Origin of the sequence: Marivibrio halodurans, assembly GCF_017963645.1 — a bacterium.
In the GTDB taxonomy this organism is placed as follows: domain Bacteria; phylum Pseudomonadota; class Alphaproteobacteria; order UBA8366; family Aestuariispiraceae; genus Marivibrio; species Marivibrio halodurans.
The window spans coordinates 238,506-250,084 of the sequence record NZ_JAGMWN010000003.1; the positions used below are offsets into that span (position 1 = coordinate 238,506).

Genomic DNA, 11,579 nt, shown 5'->3' on the forward strand with positions numbered 1-11,579 from the left:
CGAACGGTCAAGCGCGGGTGCCCCGTACCGGAAAACCGGCCAGCTATTCGCGAATCCTCCGCCTCCCGCTCTTGCCAGACGGGTCGGGAGACACAATCCTCCCGATCATGCTGACGCGCGCGATCAAGATTCTGCTCGGCCTCGCGACGGTGACGCTCCTGCTCGTCGGCGGTGCGTTGCTGTGGCTGACCCGCTCCTTGCCGGAAACGGAAGGGACGCTCGCCCTGCCCGCGTTGGAGGCCGAGGTGACGGTGCTGCGCGACGATCACGGCGTGCCGACGATCCGGGCGGCGGGCATGGCGGATGCCTATCGCGCGCTCGGCTTCCTGCATGCGCAGGACCGGCTTTGGCAGATGGAGATGGCGCGGCGCTTCGGGCGCGGCACGCTCTCGCGGGTGGCGGGCTCCGCCACCTTGCGGCTCGACCGCTTCGCCCGCGCGCTCGACCTCGCGGGATTGAGCGAACGGCAGGCCGCCGCCCTCGACGCGCCCACGCGTGCCGCCCTCGATGCCTATGCGCAAGGGGTGAACGGCTTCCTCGATACGCGGCCGAGCGACCTGCCGCCGGAATTCCTGCTGACCGGCGTGGAGCCCGCGCCCTGGACGCCGACGGACTCGCTGCTCTGGGGCAAGCTCATGGCCCTGCAGCTTTCCGGCGACTGGCGGGACGAGTTGGAACGCAGCCGTCTGCTCCAACAGCTCCCGCCGAAACGGGTCGATCAACTCCTGCCCGACTATTCCGACAGCCCGGCCAGCCTGAGCGGCGCGGAACTGGCCGCCGCCGGCGCCGCGCCCAGGATCGTGGCGGGGCTGGAAACCCCGCCCGCGGCGCTCAGCGCCTGGAGCGCCTCCAACGCCTGGGTCCTCGCCGGCGACCGCACGGCAAGCGGCGCGCCGATCCTGGCGAACGACCCGCATCTCGGCCTCGACCTGCCGGCCACATGGTACATGGCGCGGATCGAGACGCCGGAATTGACGGTGACCGGCGCGACGGCGCCGGGCGTCCCCTTCCATATCATCGGCCATAACGGCGCGGCGGCCTGGGGCCTGACCACGACGCACGCGGATTCGATGGATCTGGTCGCGCTCGCCCCCGATCCGGAGGAACCGGAGGACCGCTATCTGACACCGGACGGCCCCTTGTCCTATGAAACGGAAACGGTCGAAATCCCGCTGCGCGGCGGCGACAGCGAATTGTTCGAGCGCCATATGACCGTCTTCGGCCCCGTCCTGCCGAACCAGGATGGCCGGGTCGCCCTGCAATGGACCGCGCTGCGCGCGCACGACCGCACGCCGGAAGCGCTCTTCCGCCTGAACCGGGCGCGAACGGGCGCGGAATTCGAGGCCGCCGCGCGCCTAATCGACGCGCCGGTCCAGAACCTGTTCTGGGCGGGCGCCAACGGACAGATCGCCATGGCCGTGGTCGGCCGCCTGCCGGTACGCGCCGTCGGGCGCGACGGCACCCTGCCCCGGATGAGCGACGCGCCGGATGCCGTCTGGACCGGCGTCACCGACCCCGCCGCGATGCCGATCGCGATCGATCCCGCCGACGGGCTGATCGCCAACGCCAACAACAAGGTGATCGAGGCGGTCGACAGCGCCTATCCGATCGCGCGTCATTGGCCCGCGCCCTATCGCTACCGGCGGGTGCGCGACGGGCTGGCGGCGGGCGGCGACGCCCACGACCCGGAGGTCAGCGCCACCGTCCAACGCGACATCCATTCCGACTTCGCGAAGGCGCTGACGCCGCTATTGCTGCGGGCGGAGCCCACGACGGATCTGGGCCAGGCGGCGCATGCGCGTCTCGCCCAATGGGATTTCGCGATGGACCGGGATTTGGCGGCGCCCGCGATCTTCTCCGCGGCGGCGGACGAGCTTGCCCGCGCGCTGGCGGAGGACGATCTCGGGCCCGCCTTCGCCGACTGGTGGACGGCGGAGCCGGGCTTCCTGATCGAGGCGATGACGACGCATACCGGCTGGTGCGACGACCTGCGCACGGGCGCGACGGAGGATTGCCGCCACGCGGCGACGCAAGCGCTGGAGCGCGCGGTGGCGCGCCTTTCCGAACGGCTGGGCCCCGACATCGCCGCATGGCGCTGGGGGGTCCTTCACACCGCGCCGATGGGACACCGGACGCTGACCTATATCCCCGTCGTCAACTGGCTGACCGACCGCCCGATCGAGACATCGGGCGGCGACCACACGCCCAACCGGGGGCAGAGCCGGGGGCCGGGCGCCGCCGACCCCTTCGCCCATGTGCATGGCGCGGGGATGCGCGTGATCTACGATCTGGCCGACCTCGACGCCACGCGCTTCGCGCTGGCGGGCGGACAATCGGGCCATCCGCTCTCCCCCCATTACGACGACCGGCTGGCGGATTGGCGGGACGGTCGCTATTTCCGGATTCCCGGACGCCCTCGCGATATCGAGGAAGAGGGGCTGTCGCGCCTAATCCTGCGACCCTAACGAGGGCCCGCGAACGGCCCGGCGAGCGAGCGCGAGCGCATGTTCCTCAGCACCTTCGACCTTTTCAAGATCGGTATCGGCCCGTCCAGTTCCCATACCGTGGGGCCGATGATGGCGGGCCTGCGCTTCCTGCGCGCGCTCGACGAGGGGGCCGGCGGCGCGGACGGCTTCGCGCGCACGGGCCGCGTCGTCGTGCGCCTGCACGGATCGCTCGCCTTCACGGGCAAGGGCCATGCCTCGGACAGCGCGGCGATGCTGGGCCTGATGGGGCTGCACCCGGCGGAGACCGACCCGGACGACGCCGCCCGGCGGCTGGAACGCGTGGCGGAAACCGGCCGCCTGATGCTGGGCGAGCGGCGGGACATCCCCTTCGACCGCGAAACGGATATCGAGTTCGATTATGAAGTCGCGTTGCCGGGCCATGCCAACGGCATGGTGATCCGCGCGCTGGACGAGGACGGCACGGAATTGCTGGCGGAGACCTTCTATTCCGTCGGCGGCGGCTTCGTCTCCACGGCGGCGGAGCTGGAGGCGGGGGAGCAGCCGGGGACCGACGCCTCCGACGTCCCCTACCCCTTCGCCAGCGCGCGGCAGATGCTGGAAATGGGCGAAGCCTCCGGCAAGACCATCGCGCGCATGAAGTGGGAGAACGAAATCTCCATGCGGCCCGAGGCGGAGGTGCTGGAGCGCCTCGACCGCGTCGCCGCGGTGATGAGCGAATGCATCGACCGCGGCCTTTCCCAGGACGGCGTGCTGCCCGGCGGCCTGCGGGTGAAGCGCCGGGCGAAGGGCATCCTGCATCAGCTACAGGGGCCGACCAACCGGCGCTTCCAGCATGACGTGATGGATTGGCTCAGCCTCTACGCCATGGCGGTGAACGAGGAGAACGCCGCCGGCGGCCGCGTCGTCACCGCGCCCACCAACGGGGCGGCCGGCATCATCCCCGCCACCATCCGCTATTTCGAGCAGTTCTGCAGCCTGGACGACGACGGGCGCCGGAAGGGCGTACGGGATTTCCTGCTGGTCGCCGCCGCGATCGGCGGGATCATCAAGACCAATGCCTCGATCTCCGGCGCGGAGGTGGGCTGCCAGGGGGAGGTCGGCTCGGCCAGCGCGATGGCCGCCGCCGGCCTCGCCGCCGCGCTGGGCGCCACCAACATGCAGATCGAGAACGCGGCCGAAATCGCGCTGGAACATCATCTGGGCATGACCTGCGACCCGGTCGGCGGCCTCGTCCAGGTGCCCTGCATCGAGCGTAACGCCATGGGCTCGGTCAAGGCGGTGAATGCCTGCTCGCTCGCCATGAAGGGGGACGGCACGCATTTCGTCCCCCTCGACACCGCCATCCGCACCATGCGCGAGACCGGGATCGACATGCTCTCCAAATACAAGGAGACAAGCCTAGGCGGCCTCGCCGCCCGCGACGAGCTGAGCCCCCCGACCATCAATGTGGTGGAGTGCTGATATGCTTCCCTAATGACAAAAGGAGGTGAAAATGGCCCTTACATATTTATTCTCTGCCATTTCAATAGTTGGGCTATTGATCTCAATTATATCGCTTCTGAGAGCATCATCCGGAGCCGTTCCAAGTATCCACCTTCTCCCACCAAATGTAAAAACAGATGAAAATACAAATTTCCGTATTTTAATTCACAATCCATCACCGAGAATGGTTTTTCTTTCAAAAATAGAAATTTCTTATCCTGACGAATTTGAGGCATATCCGATTGGGGTTGACGTAGACGGCGTGTTATCTCGTTCCATGCTAACTCTCTCTAGACTTCAATCCGATCGAGAAAGCGTTCTCGAAACTGAAAGCACATTTGAGGCGCATCGGTGCCAGAACCGTCGATGCCCTATGGCATGGAATTGGTGGCCTCGTGAGCACGTTCTCACCAAACGAATGTCAAAAATACTTCAGTGCATGCGGATACGATACCGACTGATCGGATTCCGCTCTAAGGAAAGTCTCTCTGAGGAAGAGGTAAACGCCTCCAAGAAAAACAAAAAATTAATAGACATACTACTATATATCCCACCGCATCAGAAAAGAGAAATACAGCTTAATTTAAAAACAATAGATTCTGGAATTAAGTTTAGGACTCACTGGCTTAAAAGCGGAATATTTTTCGACCGCCTACTTTTTCCGTTCTTCTCAATAAAATTCACTGCGAAAGAACTGGAAGCGATCCAAATTGCTTACGGACACGAGGAAGACGGCAAAACTTAATTAAAAGCAAGCTCATGCCCCAAGAAAGAGTCTTCAGACTCTTTGCTTGAGGGCATCCAGCCTTACCCGACCGAGAAGCTTTCGCCGCAGCCGCAGCGGGCGGTTTCGTTCGGGTTGGTGAAGGAGAAGCCGGATTTCAGCTTGTCCTCGGTATAGTCGATCTCCGCGCCGACGAGGAACATGGTGGCGGCCGGGTCGATGAAAATCCGGGCGCCGTTGCAATCCACCTCTTCCTCGAACTGCTTCTTCTCGGAGGCGTATTCGACCACATAGGACAGGCCCGAGCAGCCCTTGCTGGACACGCCCACCCGCAGGCCGACGACGTCCGCGCCGCCCTTCTCGACCAACCGACGCACCCGGTCCGCCGCCCGGTCCGTCAGGCTTACCAAGGGTTTGTTGGGATCGAACATGGCTCTCTACCTTTCTCTCGGAGACGCTAATCCGACGTTATACTATATCGGAACGACCTCAGAATAAATCCAGGGCGAGCTTGGCATCCTCGCTCATCATGTCGGGGCGCCAGGGCGGCGACCAGGTCAGCGTCACCGTCACGAGGCCGATCCCCTCCACGCCCGCGACGGCGTCGGCCACCTGCTGGGGCATCTCGCCCGCCACGGGGCAGGCGGGCGCCGTCAGGGTCATGTCGATATCCGCGTCGCCGTTGTCATCCACCTCGCACCGGTAGATCAGGCCGAGATCGTAGATATTCACCGGAATCTCCGGATCATAGACGCCGCGCAGCGCGGCCTCCACCGCCTCCGGCTCGGCGACCGTGGCGCCTTCCGCCAGCCGGTCGCCGGAGATCGCCTGCGTTCCTTCCTCGGCCGAGGCGCCGGCACCCATCATGCCGAGATAGGGATGCACCATCTCCGCCGCCGATCCGGGCAGGCCGGGATCGGGCGCCGCCCCTGCCTGCGTACCGGCCGGCGTGTCGGCCGGGGCGTCGGAGGGCGGCGCGCCGGTATCGATCACGTCGCGGGTCTTCTCGTCGCTCTTGTCCATCGGCATCGCCTTCACTCCATCCTCGGGCGGGGGGCCTCACCCGCCGAAAATCTTGTTCACCTTGTCCAGTGCCTCGCCCAGCCGATCGATCTCGCCGCGCGTGTTGTAGAGACCCATCGACGCGCGGGTCGTCCCGGTCACGCCCATGCGGTGCATCAGCGGTTCGGCGCAATGATGACCGGCGCGCAGCGCCACCCCCTGCTGATCGACGATGGTCGCGACATCGTGCGGATGCGCGCCCTTCATCGTGAAGGAGATGACGGCCGTCTTGTCCGGCGCGGTGCCGATCACCTCCAGCCCCTCGACCGCCGCCAGCCGCTGCATGGCATAGCCGAGCAGATCGCGCTCATGCGCGCCGATGGCGGACAGGCCCACGCCGACCACATAGTCGATCGCGGCGGCGAGGCCGATGGCCTCCGTGATGGGGGGCGTGCCGGCCTCGAACTTGGCGGGCAGTTCGGCCCATTCCGACTTCTCGAAGGTGACGGAGGAGATCATGTCCCCGCCCCCCAGGAAGGGCGGCATGCGGTCCAGCAGATCCTCGCGCCCGTAAAGCACGCCGATCCCGTTGGGCCCGTAGAGCTTATGGCCCGTGAAGACATAGAAATCGCAGCCGATATCCCGCACGTCCACCGGCATGTGCATCACCGCCTGGCTGCCGTCCAGCAGGACCCAGGCGCCCGCGTCGTGCGCCGCCTCCACGATCCGCCTCGCCGGCGTCACCGTGCCCATGACGTTGGAGACATGGGTGACGGCGACCAGCTTCACCCCACCCTCGGCCAGCTTGGCGCGGTAGGCGTCCATCAGGAATTCGCCCTCGTCGGAAACCGGCGCGGCGACAAGCTCGATCCCCATCGCGTCGCGCAGCATCTGCCAGGGCACGATGTTGGAGTGATGCTCCATCTCCGAGATCAGTACCTTGTCGCCCGGCTTCAGCAGCCCGCGTCCCAGGCTGTGCGCGACAAGGTTGATCGCCTCCGTCGTGTTCTTGGCGAAGACGATCTCCCGTTCGCTCGCGGCGTTCAGGAAGGCGCGCACGGTCTCCCGCGCGCCCTCGTACGCCGCCGTCGTGCGTTCGGAGAAGTCATAGGCCCCACGATGGACATTGGCGTAGCAATGCTCGAAAGACGCCCGCATGGCGTCGATCACGCAAGCCGGCTTCTGGGCGGAGGCGCCGTTGTCCAGGAAGACGAGCGGCTTGCCATGCACCGTCTCCCGCAGGATCGGGAAATCGGCGCGTAGCGCCTCCACGTCATAGGCCGTGCCCTCGCCGGGCCGGACCGCTTCGGCCGTGTCGCTCATCCGACGATCCCCTCCATGCGGTTGAGCCGCGCGGCCAGCGCCTCGCGGAAGGCCTCCCGCGCGCCTTCGTGGCCGATCGCGTTCAGGCTGTCGATCATGAAGGCCTCGATCAACATGGCGCGGGCCCGTTTTTCCGGGATGCCGCGCGCGCGCAGATAGAAAAGCTGGTCGCGGTCCAGGTCACCGGATGTCGCGCCGTGGCTGCAGGCGACGTCGTCGGCATAGATCTCCAACTCCGGTTTCGCGTCCACCTCCGCGCCGTCGGCCAGAAGCAGGGCCTTGTGAAGCTGCTGGCCGTCGGTCTTCTGGGCGATCGGGCGAACCAGCGTCTTCGCCTGGAAAACCCCGCGCGACGTGCCGTCGAGCACGCCCTTGAAGGTCTCGCGGCTGACGGTCTCGGGCGCCGCATGATCGACGAAGAGGGTGTTATCCACGACCCGCGCGCCATCGCCCAGATAGGCGCCGTTCACATGTGCTTCCGCCTTGGGGCCGGTCAGTTCCGCGCGCACCTCGCGGCGCGCCAATGCCGCGCCCAGTTGCAGCACGAAGCCGTCATAGCGCGCGCCCTCCGCGATGGTCAGCGCGGTGGAATGGACGTGATAGGCGCCCGCCTCCTCGTTCTGCATCACGGGATGGCGCAGAACCGCGCCACGTTCCAGCGCGATCTCGCTGACCCCGTCGGCGAAGGTCGGGCCGCCGCCCTGGCCGACATGGCTTTCCACGATCGTGACATGCGCGTCGCGCCCGACATGGAGCGACAGGCGCGGATAGCTGGCGACCGCCGACCCGGCCGCATCGTTGCCCGCGTCGTTGCCCGTGTCGTTGCCCGTGTCGTTGGCGGACAGGAAGACGAGATGAAGCGGCGCATCGACCATCGCCCCATCGGCGATATCGATCAGCCAGCCATCCTCAACGAAGGCGGTGTTGAGGGCGGCCATCGGCGCATCGGTGAAGCCGGCATCGACGCTGAGCCGCGCCGACGCGCCCTCGCCCGCCTCATCGGACGACCCATCGCGCGCTTCCAGGACATCAGCCAGCCTGCGCACCGTGACGCCCTTCGGCAGGCGGTCGAGGTCGGAAAGCCCCGGCGCGACCCGCCCGTTGACGAGCGTCAGGCGCACCGCCTCAACATCCGCGACCGTTTCCGGCAGGGCGTCGGGTGCCGGCGTTTCCGCCGCCGGCGCGAAGCCGAGCTTGGCCAGCCCCTTCAGATCCGTGAACTTCCACCGCTCCACCCTGCGCGTCGGCAGGCCGGCGTCGCGATAGGCCTCGGCCGCGCGTTCACGCAGCGGCGCGATCGCGTCGGCCCGGGTCGCGCGCGCGTCGAGCGCATCCTGGAAAGGGTCCTGTCTCGTCCGTGCGTCACTCATCGTATCAACCGTCCCGCATCAACCGTCCCAACGTGCCTCACGCCGCGTCGACATAGTCGGCGTAACCGTTCGCCTCCAATTCCTTGGCCAACTCCTTCGTGCCCGACTTCACGATCCGTCCCCGGGAAAGGACGTGAACATGATCCGGCACGATGTAATCGAGCAGACGCTGATAGTGGGTGATGACGACGAAGGCCCGGTTCGGATCGCGCAGCTTGTTGACGCCCTCCGACACGATCTTCAGCGCGTCGATATCGAGGCCCGAATCGGTCTCGTCCAGGATCGCCAGCCGGGGTTCGAGGACGGCCATCTGCAACGTCTCGTTGCGCTTCTTCTCGCCGCCGGAGAAGCCGACATTGACCGGGCGTTTCAGCATCTCGTCCGGCATGCCGAGGGCCTTCGCCTTCTCGCGCAGCGTCTTGACGAAGGCCATGGCGTCCAACTCCTCCTCGCCATGATAGCGGCGTTTGGCGTTGAGCGCGGTCTTGAGGAAGGTCGTCCCGCCGACACCCGGCAATTCGACCGGATATTGGAAGGCGAGGAACAGCCCCTCGCAGGCGCGCTCGTCCGGCGCCATGTCGAGCAGGTCCTTGCCGTCATAGCTCACGCTGCCCTTGGTCGCCTCATAGCCGTCGCGCCCCGCGAGCGTATAGCTCAACGTCGACTTGCCAGAGCCGTTCGGGCCCATGATCGCATGCACCTCGCCCGCATTCACGGTCAGGTCGATCCCCTTCAGGATCTCCGTTCCGTCGACCTCGGCGTGCAGGTCCTTGATCTCCAACAATGCCATGTCCCTCGTACTTCCTTGCCTAAGCTATCGGGGCGCCCATCCTCGCCCCCGTCCTGAAGGGGCGGGAATGGGCACGGGCGCCGTTACCCGACGCTGCCTTCCAGCGAAATGCCGATCAGCTTCTGCGCCTCGACCGCGAATTCCATCGGCAGGGTCTGCATCACCTCCCGGCAAAATCCGTTGACGATGAGCGCGACCGCGTCCTCCTCGCCGATCCCCCGGGAGAGGCAGTAGAAGAGCTGATCCTCGCTGATGCGGCTCGTCGTGGCCTCGTGCTCCAACTGGGCGGTCGGGTTGCGGCTCTCGATATAGGGGACGGTGTGCGCCCCGCAGGTCGCGCCGATGAGCAACGAGTCGCACTGGGTGAAGTTCCGCGCGCCCTGCGCCTTCGGCAACACGCGCACCAACCCGCGATAGGTCTGGTCCGCGCGCCCGGCCGAAATGCCCTTGGAGATGATCCGCGAGCGGGTGTTCTTCCCGATATGGATCATCTTGGTGCCGGTATCGGCCTGCTGGCGGTTGTTGGTGATGGCGACCGAATAGAACTCGCCCACCGAATTGTCGCCCTGCAGGATGCAGCTCGGATATTTCCAAGTGATGGCGGAGCCGGTCTCGACCTGGGTCCAGCTGATCTTGGAATTACGGCCGCGGCAGGCGCCGCGCTTGGTCACGAAATTGTAGATGCCGCCCTTGCCGTTCTCGTCGCCCGGATACCAGTTCTGGACGGTGGAGTACTTGATCTCCGCGTCGTCGAGGGCGATGAGTTCGACCACCGCCGCGTGAAGCTGGCTCTCGTCGCGCTGCGGGGCGGTGCAGCCCTCCAGATAGCTGACATAGGAGCCCTTGTCGGCGATGATCAGCGTGCGCTCGAACTGACCAGTCTCCTCCGCGTTGATGCGGAAATAGGTGGAAAGCTCCATCGGGCAGGTCACGCCCGGCGGGATATAGACGAAGCTGCCGTCGGTGAAGACCGCCGAATTGAGGCAGGCGTGCTTATTGTCCGAATAGGGCACGACGGAGCCGAGATACTTCTTCACCAGTTCCGGGTGCGTCCGCACCGCCTCGGAGATGGAACAGAAGACGATTCCCTTCTCCTCCAACGTCTTCTTGTAGGTCGTCGCGACCGAGACACTGTCGAAGACGGCGTCGACGGCCACCTTCGGCGCGCCTTCGACACCGGCCAGAACCTCCTGCTCCTTCAGCGGAATGCCGAGCTTCTCATAGGTCTCCAAGATCTTCGGATCGACCTCGTCCAGGCTCTTCGGCCCTTCCTGCTTGGGCGCGGCATAGTAATAGATGTCCTGATAGTCGATCGGCGGCACGGCGACCTTCTGCCAATCGGGCTCCGGCATCTCCTTCCACATGGCGAAGGCCTTCAGCCGCCAGTCGGTCAGCCATTCCGGCTCCCCCTTCTTGGCGGAGATCATGCGCACGATCTCCTCGTCCACCCCCTTGGGCAGGCGGTCCATCTCGATATCGGTCGAGAATCCGGCCTCGTACTTCTGCCGGCCGAGTTCCTCGACCTGCTTGATGGTTTCCGTCGTGGCTACCATGGCCTTCCCTCGTCGAACATTCCCAACTCACGCATCGGACGCCACCGCGACATCGCGCGGTCGGCCGAAATTGATCGCCGCCTCCTCCTGCGAGGCGGTAAGATCGGCGAGCGTCACGCTGTCCAGCGCGTCCTTCACCGCCTCGTTCACCCGCTCCCAGTGGCCGCGGATGGGGCACAGACTTTCCACCGCGCAATTCTCGTCCGAGCCATCGACGCATGCGGTCAGCGCCACCGGCCCTTCCAGCGCCGCGATGATCTCGGAGACAGTGACTTCCGTCGGCGCGCGGTCGAGCGAATAGCCGCCCTGCGTGCCCCTGTGACTTTCCAGCAACCCGCCCCGGGTCAGCAATTTCAAGGTTTTGGCGACGGTGGGCTGAGGCAGGCCGGTGCGCTCCGACAATTCATAGGCGGTCACGACCCGTCCCTGGTCCCGCGCCATGCGGCTCAGTACCACGACACCATAATCGGCCATGCGGCTCAGCTTGAACATGCGCCCTCGCGCTGTCGCGCCCCGATCCGGATCGGCCGTACCATGGGCGCCGCCCGGAAAGGGGACCATTTTCGTCCTCTTTCGCCTTATGTAGCAATCATGAGCGGAAAGGCAAGCATGGAGTCGGGGCGACCGCGCGTCCTACCCCTCGCGCATCCACCGGCGGAGGACCCGGGCGAGGCTTTCGGGATCACGTTCCATCGTGCGCGCGACGGTGTCCAGCGCATGGGTCATCCGCCGGCTTCGCGCCGCGCCACGCGCGACCGCCCGCTCGATCTCCCCCGCGTCGATGCGCGGCGGCTCGCGGTCGCTTTCCGGATCCTTCGCCATGACCTAGAAGCCTATCAACATGGAGCGTGGCGCGCCGGCCTATAC

At 65.9% G+C, this 11,579-nt stretch carries 10 protein-coding genes and 1 pseudogene; 3 read left to right on the plus strand and 8 right to left on the minus strand.

What is annotated here, in order from left to right; translation table 11 throughout:
* The first annotated feature begins 107 nt into the window (after positions 1–107).
* From KAJ83_RS07915 to KAJ83_RS19740, 3 genes and pseudogenes are all read left to right on the plus strand, one after another.
* A complete protein-coding gene (locus tag KAJ83_RS07915; RefSeq protein WP_210681508.1) occupies positions 108–2,465 on the plus strand; it encodes a penicillin acylase family protein in 2,358 nt (785 codons plus the stop codon).
* A 39-nt stretch (positions 2,466–2,504) separates the two neighbouring features.
* The gene (locus KAJ83_RS07920; protein ID WP_210681509.1) at positions 2,505–3,929 is read left to right on the plus strand and encodes an L-serine ammonia-lyase; all 1,425 of its coding nucleotides are present in this window, start codon (positions 2,505–2,507) and stop codon (positions 3,927–3,929) included.
* A gap of 308 nt (positions 3,930–4,237) precedes the next feature.
* A pseudogene (locus tag KAJ83_RS19740) lies at positions 4,238–4,411 on the plus strand (IS630 family transposase); the annotation flags it as partial.
* Between the two features lie 346 nt (positions 4,412–4,757).
* On the opposite strand, the gene KAJ83_RS07930 reads toward KAJ83_RS19740, so the two are convergent.
* The 8 genes from KAJ83_RS07930 to KAJ83_RS07965 all read right to left on the minus strand — a co-directional run bounded on the left by KAJ83_RS07930 (position 4,758) and on the right by KAJ83_RS07965 (position 11,534).
* Complete coding sequence (locus KAJ83_RS07930) at positions 4,758–5,105, minus strand: HesB/IscA family protein (protein WP_210681511.1); 348 nt, start codon at positions 5,103–5,105, stop codon at positions 4,758–4,760.
* Between the two features lie 58 nt (positions 5,106–5,163).
* Positions 5,164–5,703, minus strand: a complete 540-nt coding sequence (locus tag KAJ83_RS07935; protein ID WP_246484332.1) for a DUF59 domain-containing protein — start codon at positions 5,701–5,703, stop codon at positions 5,164–5,166.
* 30 nt (positions 5,704–5,733) lie between these two features.
* Positions 5,734–6,999, minus strand: a complete 1,266-nt coding sequence (locus KAJ83_RS07940) for an aminotransferase class V-fold PLP-dependent enzyme (RefSeq protein WP_210681512.1) — start codon at positions 6,997–6,999, stop codon at positions 5,734–5,736.
* The gene (gene sufD, locus KAJ83_RS07945) at positions 6,996–8,369 is read right to left on the minus strand and encodes a Fe-S cluster assembly protein SufD (protein WP_210681513.1); all 1,374 of its coding nucleotides are present in this window, start codon (positions 8,367–8,369) and stop codon (positions 6,996–6,998) included. Before sufD ends, KAJ83_RS07940 begins: the two co-directional genes overlap by 4 nt.
* 37 nt (positions 8,370–8,406) lie before the next feature.
* The gene (gene sufC / locus KAJ83_RS07950) at positions 8,407–9,159 is read right to left on the minus strand and encodes a Fe-S cluster assembly ATPase SufC (RefSeq protein WP_417568559.1); all 753 of its coding nucleotides are present in this window, start codon (positions 9,157–9,159) and stop codon (positions 8,407–8,409) included.
* Between the two features lie 83 nt (positions 9,160–9,242).
* Positions 9,243–10,712, minus strand: coding sequence for a Fe-S cluster assembly protein SufB (gene sufB / locus KAJ83_RS07955; RefSeq protein WP_210681514.1), 1,470 nt, complete (start codon positions 10,710–10,712; stop codon positions 9,243–9,245).
* A gap of 27 nt (positions 10,713–10,739) precedes the next feature.
* Positions 10,740–11,204 carry an SUF system Fe-S cluster assembly regulator gene (locus KAJ83_RS07960; protein WP_210681515.1) on the minus strand — a complete coding sequence of 155 codons (465 nt, stop codon included), beginning with the start codon at positions 11,202–11,204 and terminating at the stop codon, positions 10,740–10,742.
* Positions 11,205–11,345: 141 nt separating this feature from the next.
* Positions 11,346–11,534 carry a hypothetical protein gene (locus KAJ83_RS07965; RefSeq protein ID WP_210681516.1) on the minus strand — a complete coding sequence of 63 codons (189 nt, stop codon included), beginning with the start codon at positions 11,532–11,534 and terminating at the stop codon, positions 11,346–11,348.
* Between the last annotated feature and the right edge of the window lie 45 nt (positions 11,535–11,579).